The 15,542-nt window shown below is 30.4% G+C and carries 17 protein-coding genes and 1 other annotated feature; of the genes, 4 read left to right on the forward strand and 13 right to left on the reverse strand.

Translation table 11 applies throughout. The features are described 5' to 3' along the window. Positions 1-12 precede the first annotated feature (12 nt). The 6 genes from bsdtw1_RS13985 to ytxC form a co-directional block, all read right to left on the reverse strand. Positions 13-678 (reverse strand): potassium channel family protein, encoded by a 666-nt coding sequence (locus tag bsdtw1_RS13985; RefSeq protein ID WP_183278178.1) that lies wholly within the window; start codon positions 676-678, stop codon positions 13-15. Between the two features lie 11 nt (positions 679-689). Beyond that, the gene (locus tag bsdtw1_RS13990) at positions 690-2,036 is read right to left on the reverse strand and encodes a TrkH family potassium uptake protein (RefSeq protein ID WP_183278179.1); all 1,347 of its coding nucleotides are present in this window, start codon (positions 2,034-2,036) and stop codon (positions 690-692) included. Between the two features lie 500 nt (positions 2,037-2,536). Beyond that, positions 2,537-2,896 (reverse strand): 50S ribosomal protein L20, encoded by a 360-nt coding sequence (gene rplT, locus bsdtw1_RS13995; protein WP_183278180.1) that lies wholly within the window; start codon positions 2,894-2,896, stop codon positions 2,537-2,539. Positions 2,897-2,921: 25 nt separating this feature from the next. Then, positions 2,922-3,119 (reverse strand): 50S ribosomal protein L35, encoded by a 198-nt coding sequence (gene rpmI / locus bsdtw1_RS14000; protein ID WP_183278181.1) that lies wholly within the window; start codon positions 3,117-3,119, stop codon positions 2,922-2,924. Positions 3,120-3,139: 20 nt separating this feature from the next. Beyond that, complete coding sequence (gene infC, locus bsdtw1_RS14005) at positions 3,140-3,661, reverse strand: translation initiation factor IF-3 (protein WP_183278182.1); 522 nt, start codon at positions 3,659-3,661, stop codon at positions 3,140-3,142. A 26-nt stretch (positions 3,662-3,687) separates the two neighbouring features. Then, positions 3,688-3,811: a sequence feature (ribosomal protein L20 leader region), on the reverse strand. Positions 3,812-3,853: 42 nt separating this feature from the next. Beyond that, positions 3,854-4,744, reverse strand: a complete 891-nt coding sequence (gene ytxC / locus bsdtw1_RS14010) for a putative sporulation protein YtxC (protein ID WP_183278183.1) — start codon at positions 4,742-4,744, stop codon at positions 3,854-3,856. 264 nt (positions 4,745-5,008) lie between these two features. Here ytxC and bsdtw1_RS14015 point away from each other — a divergent pair, with 264 nt between their 5' ends. The 3 genes from bsdtw1_RS14015 to bsdtw1_RS14025 all read left to right on the forward strand — a co-directional run bounded on the left by bsdtw1_RS14015 (position 5,009) and on the right by bsdtw1_RS14025 (position 7,131). Further along, positions 5,009-5,713: a DUF6873 family GME fold protein gene (locus bsdtw1_RS14015; protein ID WP_183278184.1), complete on the forward strand. Its 705-nt coding sequence runs from the start codon at positions 5,009-5,011 to the stop codon at positions 5,711-5,713. Between the two features lie 285 nt (positions 5,714-5,998). Beyond that, positions 5,999-6,394: an HsmA family protein gene (locus bsdtw1_RS14020; RefSeq protein WP_183278185.1), complete on the forward strand. Its 396-nt coding sequence runs from the start codon at positions 5,999-6,001 to the stop codon at positions 6,392-6,394. Positions 6,395-6,558: 164 nt separating this feature from the next. Next, entirely contained in the window at positions 6,559-7,131 is a 573-nt protein-coding gene (locus tag bsdtw1_RS14025; protein WP_183278186.1) for a GNAT family N-acetyltransferase, read from the forward strand. A gap of 239 nt (positions 7,132-7,370) precedes the next feature. Here bsdtw1_RS14025 and bsdtw1_RS14030 read toward each other — a convergent pair whose 3' ends face one another. The 5 genes from bsdtw1_RS14030 to bsdtw1_RS14050 form a co-directional block, all read right to left on the reverse strand. After that, positions 7,371-8,060, reverse strand: a complete 690-nt coding sequence (locus bsdtw1_RS14030) for a putative ABC transporter permease (RefSeq protein ID WP_183278187.1) — start codon at positions 8,058-8,060, stop codon at positions 7,371-7,373. A 494-nt stretch (positions 8,061-8,554) separates the two neighbouring features. Further along, positions 8,555-10,024 carry a nicotinate phosphoribosyltransferase gene (locus tag bsdtw1_RS14035; RefSeq protein WP_183279813.1) on the reverse strand — a complete coding sequence of 490 codons (1,470 nt, stop codon included), beginning with the start codon at positions 10,022-10,024 and terminating at the stop codon, positions 8,555-8,557. Positions 10,025-10,087: 63 nt separating this feature from the next. Then, positions 10,088-10,627, reverse strand: coding sequence for a cysteine hydrolase family protein (locus tag bsdtw1_RS14040; RefSeq protein WP_183278188.1), 540 nt, complete (start codon positions 10,625-10,627; stop codon positions 10,088-10,090). Positions 10,628-10,639: 12 nt separating this feature from the next. Further along, a complete protein-coding gene (locus bsdtw1_RS14045; protein WP_183278189.1) occupies positions 10,640-11,431 on the reverse strand; it encodes a phosphoribosyltransferase family protein in 792 nt (263 codons plus the stop codon). 20 nt (positions 11,432-11,451) lie between these two features. Further along, a complete protein-coding gene (locus bsdtw1_RS14050) occupies positions 11,452-12,342 on the reverse strand; it encodes an NUDIX hydrolase (RefSeq protein WP_183278190.1) in 891 nt (296 codons plus the stop codon). 101 nt (positions 12,343-12,443) lie between these two features. On the opposite strand from bsdtw1_RS14050, the gene bsdtw1_RS14055 reads away from it, so the two are divergent. Further along, the gene (locus tag bsdtw1_RS14055; RefSeq protein ID WP_183278191.1) at positions 12,444-12,806 is read left to right on the forward strand and encodes a GNAT family N-acetyltransferase; all 363 of its coding nucleotides are present in this window, start codon (positions 12,444-12,446) and stop codon (positions 12,804-12,806) included. Positions 12,807-12,844: 38 nt separating this feature from the next. Here the strand turns inward: bsdtw1_RS14055 and bsdtw1_RS14060 are convergent, their stop codons facing one another. After that, positions 12,845-13,873, reverse strand: a complete 1,029-nt coding sequence (locus bsdtw1_RS14060; protein WP_183278192.1) for a LacI family DNA-binding transcriptional regulator — start codon at positions 13,871-13,873, stop codon at positions 12,845-12,847. A gap of 152 nt (positions 13,874-14,025) precedes the next feature. Beyond that, positions 14,026-15,504, reverse strand: a complete 1,479-nt coding sequence (gene malQ / locus bsdtw1_RS14065) for a 4-alpha-glucanotransferase (RefSeq protein ID WP_183278193.1) — start codon at positions 15,502-15,504, stop codon at positions 14,026-14,028. Positions 15,505-15,542 lie beyond the last annotated feature (38 nt).

Below are 15,542 nucleotides of genomic sequence, written 5' to 3' on the forward strand. Positions count from 1 at the left end.
TACACCTCTGAATTATTTTCTTGATATAAATGATTCCAATTTCCCCAAATCTTCTGTTGAACCAATAGCAACTAATATATCACCCGCCTCAATTACTTCTTCAGCGTTCGGAGTTATATTTATATCATTTTCTTTTTTTATTGCCATTACGTTTATTCCAAATCTTGTTCTAAGACTTAAATCTCTTAGGTTATTATTATGCCACTCTTTCGGACTTTCTATTTCTATTATACTATAGTCAGGTGAAAGATCTATATAATCTAATATAGTTGACGATACTAAATTATGTGCTACCCTAACTCCCATATCTTTCTCAGGAAGTATTACTCTATCAGCACCTATTTTATATAAAACCTTAGCATGAAGATCACTATGACCTTTAGCCACAATATATTTTACGCCTAATTCCTTTACTAAAAGTGTAACCATTACACTTGCTTGAATATTCTCACCTATGGTTATTACCGCTACATCAAAATTTCTAATTCCTAGAGTCTTTAAAGCACTTTCATCTGTAGCATCCATTTGAACTGCATGAGTCACACTATCAGAAATTTCCTGAACAAGATCTTCATCTACATCAATAGCCAAAACATCATTTCCTAAATCATAAAGAGTTTTTGCAACAGAAGTACCAAATCTTCCAAGTCCAATAACAACAAATTGTTTATTACTCATATAACTTCCCCCTACCCTACTAATATCTTGTCCTCTGGATATTTATAATTTTGTTTTTTCTTTACTTTTGTTATAGCAACCGCAACAGTAAGAGGACCAACTCTTCCTAGATACATAGTTAATATTATCAGCATCTTTCCAATTAGGCTTAATTTAGGTGTTAATCCTAAAGTTAAACCAACTGTTCCAAAAGCAGAAGTCGCTTCATATAATAAGTATTCAAAAGGTGCAGATACTTCAGTAATTGATAGAACCATAGTTACTGACAAAACTAAAGCTAATGCAATACTAAATATAGCAAAGGATTTATAAACAGTCTCTTTTGATACTCTTCTCTTAAACACTTCTGTATCTTCTCTACCTTTTACAGTTGATATTAATGTAAAAATTAATATACCGAAGGTAGTTGTTTTTATTCCTCCAGAAGTAGAACCTGAGGACCCTCCTATAAACATTAAAATTATAGTAAGAAGTTTACCTGCAGGAGTCATATCTGCAGTAGATATAGAATTAAACCCTGCAGTTCTAGGTGTTACTGATGCAAAAAATGAATTTACAAGTTTATCTTTTAAATTCATGCCTCTCATAGTTCCAGGGTTATTAAATTCAAATAAAAACATTAAAATCGCTCCGCCAAATACTAAAACTGTTGTGATTAGAATTACCATTTTCGAATGAAAAGATAACTTTTTAATACCTTTAAAGTTATATATCTCCATCCAAACTGTAAACCCAAGACCACCAATTATTATTAATGCTGCTGTTGTTAGAATAATTACTGAATTATTATAATATATTGTTAAACTTCTAAAGTCCCCCAACAAATCTATTCCAGCATTACAAAAAGCGGAAACCGAATGAAAAACACTATAGTATATGCCTTTTGCCAAGCCAAATTCAGGAATAAATTGTGTAGAATATAAAAGTGCACCAAGCCCTTCTACCGAAAATGTAAAGATCAAAATATACCTTACCATTTTAACTAAACCTTGAATACCAAAGGTATTCATGGCTTCTTGCATTACTAGCCTTTCCTTAAGAGTAATCTTTTTACCTATAAGTATAGCTAATAAAGTTGCAAAGGACATAAAACCTAGTCCACCAACTTGTATTAATATCATTATAACAGTCTTACCAAAATAATTCCAATGAGTGCCAGTATCTAAAGTTACCAGTCCTGTAACACAAACTGCTGTAGTAGAAGTAAACAGGCTATCTATAAAATTTGTGGCTGTCCCACTTTGTGACGATATAGGCAAACTTAACAGAATGCCTCCTATGAGAATTACAATGGCAAATCCCAAAGAAAGAGTCTGAACAGCATTAAATTTAAATTTGTGTCTTAAAGTTATATTCATCAATTTCACCTCTACTCCTTACAAGCTTTTTACACATATTAACAATAAAAACAAGCATTTATATCTATTATACAATAACTTGGATTGTAAAAAAAGGGAATTAAAAAATCGCTGAAGCGAACTTCTTCAGTGATTTTTTTGCGCATCTGCCTTTCCGAATGTATATGAGGAAAATTTGGCAGGCGACATATTCTTCTCTTTTTATTCTTTAACTTATACTATGTTTTAACTCTGTTACACATTCTTATCTACAGATCTCATTGAATTATAATTTTCTAAAGAATAAAAAAATCGCTGAAGCGAACTTCTTCAGTGATTTTTTTGCGCATCTGCCTTTCCGGATGTATATGAGGAAAATTTGGCAGGCGACACATTCTTCTTTTTTTATTCCTTAACTTATATTATATTTTAAATCTGTTACACATTCTTGTATACAGATCTCATTGAATTATAATTTTCTAAGGAATAAAAAAAATGCGACATAAAGTCGCATTTTTATATTAAGCGTTTAAGTGCTTCTTTGCTAATTCAACTAAATCAGTAAATGCTTTTGCATCGTTTATAGCGATTTCTGAAAGCATCTTTCTGTTTATATCAACACCAGCTAATTTGATTCCATTCATGAATCTTGAATATGAAAGACCATTAACTCTTGTAGCAGCATTTATTCTTGCTATCCAAAGTTTTCTGTAATCTCTCTTCTTTAATCTTCTACCAACATAAGCATTTCTTAATGCTCTTACAACTGATTCGTTTGCTGTCTTGAATAACTTGCTCTTTCCACCGTAGTAACCTTTTGCAAGCTTCAATACCTTTTTATGATTTTTACGAGCGTTTACGGCTCTTTTAACTCTTGCCATATTACAAACCTCCTACTCCGTATTCTTATAGATATGGTAATAATTTCTTCATTGCTTTTTCTTGTGCAGTTGAAACGTAAGCAGTTTTTCTAAGATTTCTCTTTCTCTTAGAGCTCTTCTTAGTTAATATATGGCTCTTGAAAGCTTTAGCTCTCTTCAACTTACCTGATCCTGTCTTTTTAAATCTCTTTGCTGCACCTCTATGAGTTTTCATTTTTGGCATTATAGTTTCCTCCTCTCAAGTTATGCTTTTTTAGGAGCCAAAATCATAATCATATTTCTGCCCTCTAGTTTAGCAGGCTTCTCAACCACGCATAATTCTGATACTCTACCTAAAAAGTTTTCAAGTATCTTATATCCTACGTGTGCATAATCAGCCTCTCTACCTCTAAACCTTACAGTTACCTTAACCTTGTCTCCATCTTCAAGAAATTTCTTGGCATTATTTGCTTTGATTTCAACATCGTGTTCTTCAATGTTAGGGCTAAATCTGATTTCTTTAACACTAATAACTTTTTGCTTTTTCTTGGCTTCCTTTTCTTTTTTAGACTGTTCGTATATGAATTTCCCAAAATCCATAATCCTACTTACAGGCGGATTAGCAGTTGGGGAAATCAAAACCAAATCAAGTTCCTTTTCTTCAGCTAGTTTTAAAGCTTCTTTTGTAGACATTATGCCTAACTGGCTACCATCATCAGAAAGAACTCTCAATTCTTTTTGTCTAATTTCTTCATTGATTGCAAAATCTTTATTAATATTTTTCACCTCCGGTAGATAAGAACACCTTTATATAAATAATAAAAGGGCGGCATAAAGCCGCCCTCAATTACCACATTCACCGAAAAAAATCGTAAGTAATTCATAACCTTACTAGCTTTGCTGTAAGGTGAGAAACGGCTGTTTCTTCTTGACACAATAAATAATATATCATTTGCAGTAATTACTGTCAATACTATATTAAATTTTTATTTTATTTTTTCCACACACTTTGCAATCATCGCAGTAAGTTACTCTTTCCTCAAACACATTTGATATGGTATCTAAAAACTCTCTATTTAGGCATAACTCCCTGTTATGAATGATTATTTTTTCAGGACAATTAGTTATAAGACCACTTATTATAACATCTTCTACATTAACTCCAGCTCCAAGCTTACATTCACTTAAGTCACTTATAAAATCTTGAAATATATCTTTTCCATCACTGTCAGTTATCTTATATCCACCTTCATCTTCTACAATTAAATTTACTTCTTCTATTCTGCTCTCCTGTATATCAACAAAGTATTTTAAAAGTTTTATAAATTCTTTGTATTCTTTCTCCACCATATATTTTTCTACTACTTTATCAATTATCCTCTCTATTTCCCCTATTAGTTCCCTCATTCTAAACGTAATAAAACCGTTTATATTAATTTCATCATTTTCCTCTATGCAATCTCTTATCACTTCAATAATAGAATTAATTCTATTCATACAGTAAACACTTGTTTCATCAGAAATGGCTTCTTGCATATTTAGCACACTCATTATATCTTCTTCAACTTCTAGAAGTTCATCATGCTTTAAGAAAAAATATGTGTCTGTAAGATATTCAAACATTTCTCTTTTCTTAAATACATCTATTACAACTCTATATAATATGTTGCTTATATAGAGATATATTATTGATTTTAATCTATCATTATAGTCATCATCATCACAAAATATCTTTACGAAGTGGGTATTATTTTCTAAACTTTCAGAAATACCAATTGTTATATTTTTTTCTTTAAGCATATTTCTGATATTCTGTATATCTTCTATGAAGTACTGTTCTCCTTCGTAAGCAAGCTTCAGCAATAACATTCCGCTCACTCCTTTCTTAAATATAGTATGTATTAAAATTTCTCCTATATACAGAAATTAAACATTCACAAATCGACATTGCATAATGATAATTTATCTATTACACTTACTTTACTGGGGTTAACACACTTTAATCTCACTATATTTTAATTTAAAAAATTTATTTTTTAATAAGCTTTGACTTATAGGACAAAGTCAATTTTTATACTAATCTTTAAAATATATTATGTACGTTGTTACAATTAAAATTTAAGGAGTGATATATTGAATTATTGTTTTGTTGATTACAGAATCTTACCAGAAGAAGAAAAAAACTTAAGATCTTTAAACGTTGCTATCATTAAAGTACCTAGATGCAAAAACTTATATACTGCTATAGATGGTCACCCAGATATACAGCTTAATATATTGGACAACAATACTGTTTTAGTTCACAAAGATATAACTGAAAATTTTATAGAGGAATTAAAAAATACAGGATTAAATCCGATCTTTTCACATAAGTGCTTATCTAAAAAGTACCCTGAAGATATAATATTAAATGCTGTTAATCTAAAAGATACTTTTATACACAATATAAAATTCACAGATAAAATGCTACTAAAATATATCGAACATAAAAGACTTATTAACGTAACTCAAGGATACACTAAATGTTCCTGTGCAGTTGTAAGCGAAAGAGCTATAATAACTTCTGATATAAAGATACATAACGAACTAATTTCAAATGGTTTTGATGTTTTGCTTCTTCCACCAGGTCATATTGATTTACCTGGGTTAAATTATGGTTTTATCGGCGGAACCTGCGGTTTACTTTCTGAAAAGGAACTTGTCTTTTATGGTAATTTAAAAAATTATAAATATGGTGAACTAGTAATAGATTTCTTAAATAAGCATCAAGTTAAACCTATATTTCTTAGCGATACTCCATTAGTTGATAGGGGTAGCTTATTATTTTTTTCTGCCTAATCCATATATTTTACGCTTATAATGAATAAATGTTGATAGATATGCATATAATAAATACTTTCTATTTATGTCAAAAAAATTTATAATTCCCCAAACAAAAAACAACAAGTGGTTGTATAAAGTAGTATTGTGCTGTTATGTTCTAAATACCATACTTTAATATTGACAAACTATAATAATCTACATAAATTGAGATGTAAGTTTTTTGTTTTAATTAAATTTGGTCATGTTTAGACCACAAATCAGTTATACAATATTAATGATTAAAATAGAGGGGGTACTGCAATGGATTTTAAATTAATAGTTGCTATAATATCAATCACTTTAGCATTAGTTTTTTATACTATAGGCGTATTTTGGGAAAGAAAAACAAAGATTTTAACAAAGTATCAGGTATGCGTTTTTTGGACTGGTTTTTTATTTGATACAGTAGGCACTAGTCTAATGACTATGATTGCAAAGGACGATAATTCTGTAAAATCAAGTCTGGCTCAAAATATACACGGTATAACTGGAGCTTTAGCAATTTTACTTATGGCGTTCCATGCACTTTGGGCTACTTATGTCATATACTCTAATGATGTTGAAAAGAAAAAGTTTTTTCATAAGTTTAGTATTTTTGTATGGCTAGTTTGGTTGATTCCATATTTTATAGGTATGTTTATGGGCATGTCTAAGTAGCATTAAGGCAACTCAACTTTTGTTGCTACATATTTAAAGCTTAGCTGTATAAGAGCAGCTAAGCTTTTATTGTTCTTTGGAAAATAGCTTGTGCAAGTAATTTATGGTAAAATATCTTTGTATCTACTGTATAAAATAGGATATATTTAAATAAAGGAGCATAAATGAATTCAATAGATTCCATTTTCACAAACTTTCCTGAACTAGAAACGGAGAGATTTATATTAAGACAGGTTAAAGCTAAAGATTCTAAAGATTTATATGAATTGTACTCTGACCCACTTGCTGTAAAATATCAACAAACTGAAGTAATGAGTGATATTGACCAGGCAAAAAAAACAGTTATAGCTTTTCTTAAAGGATATTCAAATAAGAAATTTATCCGTTGGTGCATTGCAGATAAATTAACTGACAAAGTGGTTGGTTTAATATCCTTGCATAGCTTTGACATTCTTAATTTCAAAGCAGAAATAGGTTATATGCTGAACAGTAAATATTTTAATCAAAATATAATGACTGAATGTGTAGTAAAAGTACTAGATTTTGTCTTTAATATAATAAATCTAACAAAAGTAGAAGCATCAATTCATCCTGACAATGAACGTTCCATACATTTAGTTCTTAAGCTTGGCTTTAAAGAAGAATTTCTGCTAAAAGGAATTTCTTTTAATTTCAAAACTGCTTTATTTGAAGATAGGGTCATTTTTGCACTTACAAAAAATCAATATTATACGTAAATGCCGCTCTCGATTTGGGCTTGCCATAGATTTACCTTTTAAATGAAACTTATATAAAAAACTACAAGCTGGTAAGGTTACTCTCCTGTACAACTTGTAGTTTTTTATATTTCTTTTATAAGTTTAAAAGCTATCTCCTGCATATTCTAGAAGGTCTTATGTGGTTATTTTCACTTTATCACTAAAAGAGTACATTAGTATATTTTCTATGAAGATTTTATCCAAATTACTTTTGTACATTACTTAGCCTTGTTTTCAACATAAATCATATTAGGATAAACCTTTTTCAATTTTGAATCAGGATAGTGTTTGTCTAAAAATCTCTCAATAGAATTAGAAGCAGGTATTCCACTGTGCCTCTCAGTCCCTCTAAATACTGCCATAGCAGAAATACTAGCGTTAAAAGTCATAAAGACTACTATGACCCAGGTTATGATTATTCCATTTTTATATGGTATTTTTTCAATAATTGAAGACATACCTGGATAAATTACTTTAATCCAGATAACAGATAAAATGCCCCAAAATATACAGTAAAAGAGGTTTGTTCTTCCTTGAATACTAAGTATAATTCCGCTGTACTCCCACGACACCGTGCCAAATATCACTTCTTGTATCCAACTGCAAATATATTCAAAGATTCCGCCAACTAAAAATCCACCTATAAAAACAAATATGCTGTCTTTTTTGCGAAGCCAATACAAACTTAAAGTTATCGCCATTGACCCAAAACCATAAACCAGATTAAATGGTCCATAAATTAAACCACTTCTGCTTTCTATTCTATGTAGAGTTAAGTAACACCATAAAGTTTCCACCAAAACTCCTAATATACTGCCAATAAAGAAAATCCACACTAATTTATAAAAATTGAGTCCTTCTGCAAAAGTTTTATTTTTCTCTTTAAGTGGATCTTTTGAAAATAACATATTAATATCTCCTTCATAAAATTCTTGTTATCTTAATCCTCTTTTCTCACATTTTTAAATTACTCTCCATATATCATAAATTCATATATATTAAACATATTTGTCAGATTTGAAATCCAAACATCAAAATAACTACTTATTCATCAACTTCGTGAATTTTCTATCATATCTATTTATATTTAAGATAAATACTAACTAATACCAAGTTGCACTTATTATAAAAAATATATTAATCTAACACCCCATTCCTAAATTTATAAATGACCCGCCTCGCAATAAATTTTAAATTTTAGTCTTATAATTATTAATATGCATTTGTATTTAAATTTGATAAATAAAAAAACTTCTAAAAATATTTAAATATCTAGGTTCAGCTAACTTGATAACTTCATATTTTCCTTTACAATAAAGAAAAAGCTCAACATTAAGTAAATTAATGCTGAACTTTTCATATAATTTTACATACATCTAATTTTTAGTTTAATATTCATATCTTAAAATCTTGAATGCAATCTATCTCTTATTTCTTTTAGAGAAAAGTCTTTCACAAGTTTTCCATCTTTAAACACAGTTTTTAAAAGATTATCATCTAGTTTCTCTTGTTCATTTAGAGTTAACTCGTCCTTATACAGAATATCTTGTCCATCTCTATAAACATAACACATACCTTTTTGAGATTTTTTAAAGTTGCCTGTATCTGTTTTTGGATCCTTAAATATAAATTTCTCTGTTCCATTTATGATTGCATGAGTAGCTTTTAGAGCAAATCCAAAGGTATCTCTAGTGTTATACTGATAAGTATAAGAACCAATGCCTAGAGTGCAATTGCTCACTGCGTAGCCTTTTTCTTCCAAGCCCTTACATATTTTTTCACATCTTTCAACTGTAATGCTATCACCATAAATAGTTCCTATTTTTTCATTCAAAACCTTATAACCCTTAGTATTTATATAACCTCCGAAGATTTCGTATAAAAGTTCTACGGTTCCTTTATATTCTGGACTATTCCTTAAAGCATCCTTATCTCCACAGATTATCTTAATAGGATCTCCACTATCCCCTCTTATTATTATCTTGCCATCTCTTTTTAGGATATCTTCTTTTAACTTTGGAAGTAGGGAGGTTATGACATTCCAATAGTCGTAAGTGTCTGATACTATACTTAGATTTCCCTTTGGGAACTTATCATTTATAAGAGTTTTATATGCACCTATTTCATCATCTCCATAGCTGCACATTACACTATGCTCTGTTGACGGAGTTCCCACAGCAACTAATTCCTCATCAATGTTACAATTATAGTATTTCTCCAAATAATCAATTGCTGGTATTGTTGCGGTGCCTATAAAAGAAAGCAAATGACCTGAACTGCTAGATTGCGCACTCTCTATAGAGCTGAAACCTCTCATGCTGAAATCACCACAAGCTCTTCTAACCTCTCCAACATCTACGGTTTTATTATAATACCCTTCAACTATTTCTCTATATCTATAAGCTATAGTTGCACTAGTCATAGGCTGCCATATATTACAACTCATGAAGGTCTCTAAGTAATTCACAAGCCAAGCAAAGTCATCATGAGTATTAGTAATTTCAATCATAGGGGTTTTTATATTTACTCTTTCCCCTTCTTCAATAGCCTTAATTTGTATTGGTAGATATCCTAGATCATGGAGTGCCTCAATGTGCCTTGTATCTGCTGCTATCTCCCCCATTGTTCTAGATATAATTCTTTTGTACTCTGACACTATTTCTTCTTTTGAAACATTAAAAAAGTTCTCATTAAAATACTCAATCAAATATTTTTTTAAAAAAGATTGAAGTCCAAACATAACAACCTTATTCATTTTTTCTTTTCTAGACATTCTTGGAGTCCAGTAACTTACAAGCTTAGTCATTCCTTCTGCATAACATATATGATGAATTGTTTTATAAAAATCTGTGAGCAATAGTGGATTCATAATTATTCCCCTTTTATTCTCTATAAATATATTTCTTTAGGTTAATATTTATATAATAATACATTTTTATCTCACAACCTTCACTTGTAAGCTTTCAATTACATGTAACGCTTTATCATGAAGATCTTCATCGAAGCTTGCACATAATGCACCATCTACGCTTATATCAGCATTTGTATACTGTGACTGAAAGGTTACCACATTACTTACAACACACATATTTGTAACTACTCCTATAAGCTCAATAATTCCTATATCATCACCTAAGTCCTCTACTATCTTTATCATATCTGCAGGGCTTATTCCAAAGCTTCCTTTATTATAATGGTACGTGTTCTTCACTTCCTTAAATTCCTTAAGACTTCCATAAAGATCATGGCCCTCTGTACCTTCAATGCAATGTATAACAGGCAAATTCTTTCCCTCTCTTGTTTCAAGATAATTTTCATGATGAGTGTCATAGGTAAATAGGACTTTTTCACCTTCATCTAAATACTTCTTAACTTTATCATATATAGGCTTTTCAAGCTCTACAGCCTTGTCAAATCCTAATGCTCCGTCTACAAAATCCTTTTGATAATCAACCACTACTAACAACTTTCTCATAAATATCCCCTCCTATATTTCATGTACTCTAATTTTTTCGTGGTCTTTGCTTAGTATACTATTGGTTGTAAATACTTCTTTAATCAAATCAGTCTTCAATATATCACCTTCAAAGATGGTATCTTCACAGTGGGTTACAACTAGGTATATCTCGTCAGCTCCAAGCTTTTTAAGTTCTTCTGCAGTTAATATAAATGTTCCACCTTTTGAACATAAATCATCAACAATTATTGCTCTAAAAGCTTTAGAGGAAACCTCTCCATTTATTTTAAGATTCTTAATACGTCCTGTTTTAAAATCTCTTTCTTTATTTGCTGTAAGCACATTTCCATGCTCTAGCTGCTTTTCATATCTTTTTGCAGCCCCTGCATCCGGATAAACTAAATATATTTCATCATCATTAAGATCTTTCAAAAGTTCTTTTGTCAAAGCCTGAGACATATTTACAACCTTAACTCTATCTAACAATGCAACAGACACCTCTGAATGAGGTTCATATACAGTAACTCTTTCAAAATTTAAACTATTTATTAATCTACAAAGATGTTTAAGAGTAAAAACCGTCATCCCCTCAGTTCTATCCATTCTTGAATAAGGCATATAAGGTATTATAAGACTACATTTTTTATTAAGCTCATCTAAATGTCCTTTTAAAAATATCAAATGAGTTATATCTTCATCACTTTCAAACTTTATCTTTATTTCATTGTCATAACTATTAATAGCTAAGCTCTCATTATTAATTAATGCCTCTCCGTTAGGAAACTTCTTAATTTGTACTTTTTTATTATTTAGATATATCATAAAGACTTCCCTCCCTATTATTAAAAATTATGTTCCCAGTTTTCGTTGAACTTGAATACTTTTGCAGGTCTAAAAGGCTTTCCTTCTATCTTTTCGTCAGTTTCAATTATCATATCATCCATTTTTCGTCTAAAATTAAGTATTTCTCTTCCCATGATAGCTTCATAGACATTTTGTAGTTCCTTTACTGTAAATAACCTTGGAAGCAAATTGAATGCAATTGGAGTATATTCTACTTTATTTCTTAATCTATCAACTGCGTAATCAAGAATCTTATAATGGTCAAAAGCCAGATTTTCTGTAGATTCATCTAACAGAATATAAGTCATTTCTTTTCTTCTATATATATTTCTATCAATCTTCTCTATTATTTGGTATTTTACTTCAACCTCATTATCTTCAGATTTTAGAGTGAGTATGTGATTATTTTCTATATGGCTATCATTTTTCTTGGTTTCAACAAGAACTTTATCTATCCAAAACCACTTACTTTCTTTCAATTCGTTTGTTTCTTCAAACTTTATAATTTCTTTTTCAATTAAAGCCATGTTTCCAATGCTAATAACCCTAGTTCTCTTGTCTCTATTTATATCTCCAAAGGTATAAAGTTGCTCAATATAAACATCATCTACTCCTGTTTTTTCTCTTAGTTTTCTTTTTGCTCCCTCTTCCAGTCCTTCGTTTATATCAATAAAACCGCCAGGTATGGACCATCTTCCCTTATCAGGATACTCATCTCTTTTAACTAAAAGAACCTGCATTCCCTTTTTAGGAACCTTTCTTTGGTTTTCTTCTTTTATATCATCTGTAGTAAATATTATTACATCATTTGTTACACTCGGTCTTTCATATTGATTTACATCATAGTTTTTAAAAAATTCTGCTTCGTTATCTATAAAATGTTTATCCAAGTTTTGCACTCTCCAACTTATTATCTTTTAGATAATATCAAATTGATATTATGTTTTTATAATATGCTTAATTCTATTTTTTGTCAACTGATTTTTATATAATGATGGACGAAGATTTATTTATTAAATATGCTACTGAAATTGATGAATCCTGTTTTAATTTATGGGGAACTTCAGAAAACTTCATAAGAAATGGTTTTGGTTTTTGCATATTAAAAGATAACGAATTTGTTAGTGTATGCAATACTTACTATGTAAAAGATGGCTCAGCTGAAATTGATATTATTACCCTAAATAACTTCAGAAATCAAGGCTTTGCCCTTATGACATGCACCGTTTTTACAAAATATTGTATGAAACATAATATAAATCCAATATGGGATTGCGACAACGGAAATAAAGAATCTAAAAACTTAGCAAAAAAAATAGGTTTGCAAAGTTTACGACAAACCTATCTCCTTTAGTATACCTAAATTTTATTTAATTTTCAGAATTTCTTTTCTTATATACTTTTAGTAGATTGTCCTACAACAAGTTCCCCTTGAAAAGTCTTATGCTCAACTAAGGTTTTTTTGCTAATAACATTGAATAAAATCTTTATGGTTTCTTCAGCTATTTCTTCAACTGGTTGCCTAATAGTTGTTATAGAAGGATTATAATAACTGGCAATATCAAGTCCGTCAAATCCTAATACCGAATAATCTTCTGGAACGGTTTTACCTATATCAAAAATAGCCTTACATGCTCCTATAGCCATACTATCACAAATAGCATAAATTGCAGTGAAATCCTCATTTTTATTTAAAAGTTCTGTAGCAACAGCATAACCATTTTCCATAGAATAGCTTTCAAGCTCATCTTTCATTATACCAATTAAATTTTTATTTATTTCAATTCCATTATCTTTTAAAGCTCTAGTATAGCCATTAAATCTAAGCATACCAATACTTTCGTCATCCATTGGGGCAGTTATTATCGCAATTTTTTTATGACCTTGTTTGCATAAATAATCTACAATTTTATAACTTTCTTTAAAATCGTCAACTGATACCGAGGAACAAATAGATTTATCTAAGTTTTCCATAGTTGCAATTGTACTTAAAACAAATGGTACATTTAACATTCTTAGCTTTTCGTCTGGATGAGAAAAGTGGCCGCCTAAGAACACAATACCTTTAAGCTTCTTCTCTTTTATAAGCTCAATAGCTATATCTACTTCATTTTCTTTATTATCAACATGCTGAAGAATGAAAGAATACTTCTTTTCCTTTATCTTTTTTTCGAATATTTTAATCATGTTGCTGAAGAAAGGATTTGTAATACCTTTTATAAGAACCGCAATTGCTTTAGAATCTGTTCTCTTAAGGTTACGAGCACTGTTATTAGGCACATAGTTATTTTCTCTAATAACCTGCATAATCATCGCCTTAGTTTCCTCATTAATATCAGGGTGATTATTTATAGCTCTAGAAACTGTACTTACTCCCACTCCACATAATCTTGCAATATCCTTTATTGTAATTATCTCCATATTATTCATCCTTCTCATTCCCCAAACCTAATAAAATATGTTAAAATTTAATATTTTATGTATAATATTATTATAATAGCAAAAACATGTAAATGTAATGGAATTTTCAACGAATTTTGAAATCCCCAACAAATAATTGGGGATTTCTTGGTTTACCTTCCGTATAACTTGGTTATTTTCCTTATCTTTTCTGCTAATTCTGGTGTAAAATCGTTGTGTGAAAGTCTCCACTTCCAATTATTCCCCAATGTAGAAGGTATATTTATCCTTGCTTCGCTACCAAGACCTAAATAATCTTGAATTGGAATAATAGCAAGGTCTGATACAGTTGAAAAAGCTAATCTTATAAATTTCCAATTAACATCCTCTATATTATTTTCATCAATATCTAAATAATCAATTGCTAATTTTTTATCTTCAGAATTAAGTTTATGGTACCATTCCGAAATAGTCTCATTATCGTGAGTTCCTGTGTATACAACAGAATTTCTATTATAATTATGAGGCATATAATCTCCTGCTTCTCTTGAGTCGAAAGCAAACTCCAGTACTTTCATTCCTGGATAGCCTGTTCTTCTAACAAGTTCTAACACGCTCTCGGTAAGGAATCCCAAATCTTCAGCAATTATATCCAAATCTCCAAGGGCACTCTTTATGGCATCAAAAATATCATAACCTGGGCCTTTTTTCCACTGTCCTGTTTGTGCTGTTAGAGCACCAAAAGGAATTGAATAATACTCATCAAATCCTCTGAAATGATCAACTCGAACAACATCATACAGTTTAAAAGAATAAGCGATTCTCTGTATCCACCAAGTATATGAGTTTCTCTTATGATACTCCCAATCATATAGGGGATTTCCCCAGAGCTGACCAGTTGCAGAAAAAGCATCAGGTGGACATCCGGCTACAGAAATCGGGCGCCTATTTGAATCAAATTGAAACAACTCTGGATTAGCCCAAGCATCTGAACTATCAAAAGCTACATAAATTGGAATATCACCTATTATTCTTATCCCATTCTGATTTGCATAAGCTTTTAGATTTAACCACTGTTTTATAAACATAAACTGTTGAAATTTATAGAATGATATTTCATCTGCATATTCATTCTTGTATCTCTCTATGGAAGACTGCTCTCTAAGTTTTATATCGTCATCCCATTCACTCCAGCTTTTACCTTTGTAACTATTTTTAACAGCCATATAAAGAGAATAGTCTTCTAACCAATATGAATTTTCTCTTACGAATTCATTAAATTCACTATTATTAGTAATATTACTTCTCTCATATGAAGTTCTTAATATCTTGAATCTAGATAGATATACTTTCTCATAATCGACATATCTATCATTATTTCCAAAATCATAACTTTCACATTCTTCTCTTGTCAAATACCCCTCAAAGATCAAAGCTTCTAAATCGATAAAATATGGATTCCCAGCAAAAGTAGAAAATGATTGGTAAGGTGAATCACCATACCCAGTTGGTCCTAGAGGCAGTATCTGCCAAAATTTTTGACCTGCCGCTTTTAGTTTATCTATAAAGTCATATGCATTTTTCGAAAAAGTCCCTATGCCATATTTTCCTGGCAAACTTGATATAGGCAACAATACACCACTGGCTCTCATATCCTTCCTCCTTTATAGTATATTTTATATTATATTCA

Origin of the sequence: Clostridium fungisolvens (assembly GCF_014193895.1) — a bacterium.
GTDB lineage: Bacteria > Bacillota > Clostridia > Clostridiales > Clostridiaceae > Clostridium_AR > Clostridium_AR fungisolvens.

Excerpts from the sequence above, each read along its gene's own strand:
- bsdtw1_RS14055 (WP_183278191.1), top strand. The coding sequence starts at position 12,444 with ATGATGGACGAAGATTTATTTATTAAATATGCTACTGAAATTGATGAA.
- bsdtw1_RS14040 (WP_183278188.1), bottom strand. The coding sequence starts at position 10,627 with ATGAGAAAGTTGTTAGTAGTGGTTGATTATCAAAAGGATTTTGTAGAC.
- malQ (WP_183278193.1), bottom strand. The coding sequence starts at position 15,504 with ATGAGAGCCAGTGGTGTATTGTTGCCTATATCAAGTTTGCCAGGAAAA.
- bsdtw1_RS13985 (WP_183278178.1), bottom strand. The coding sequence starts at position 678 with ATGAGTAATAAACAATTTGTTGTTATTGGACTTGGAAGATTTGGTACT.
- bsdtw1_RS14060 (WP_183278192.1), bottom strand. The coding sequence starts at position 13,873 with ATGGAGATAATTACAATAAAGGATATTGCAAGATTATGTGGAGTGGGA.
- rpmI (WP_183278181.1), bottom strand. The coding sequence starts at position 3,119 with ATGCCAAAAATGAAAACTCATAGAGGTGCAGCAAAGAGATTTAAAAAG.
- ytxC (WP_183278183.1), bottom strand. The coding sequence starts at position 4,744 with ATGTTATTGCTGAAGCTTGCTTACGAAGGAGAACAGTACTTCATAGAA.
- rplT (WP_183278180.1), bottom strand. The coding sequence starts at position 2,896 with ATGGCAAGAGTTAAAAGAGCCGTAAACGCTCGTAAAAATCATAAAAAG.
- bsdtw1_RS14020 (WP_183278185.1), top strand. The coding sequence starts at position 5,999 with ATGGATTTTAAATTAATAGTTGCTATAATATCAATCACTTTAGCATTA.
- bsdtw1_RS14030 (WP_183278187.1), bottom strand. The coding sequence starts at position 8,060 with ATGTTATTTTCAAAAGATCCACTTAAAGAGAAAAATAAAACTTTTGCA.
- bsdtw1_RS14045 (WP_183278189.1), bottom strand. The coding sequence starts at position 11,431 with ATGATATATCTAAATAATAAAAAAGTACAAATTAAGAAGTTTCCTAAC.
- bsdtw1_RS14025 (WP_183278186.1), top strand. The coding sequence starts at position 6,559 with ATGAATTCAATAGATTCCATTTTCACAAACTTTCCTGAACTAGAAACG.
- bsdtw1_RS13990 (WP_183278179.1), bottom strand. The coding sequence starts at position 2,036 with ATGAATATAACTTTAAGACACAAATTTAAATTTAATGCTGTTCAGACT.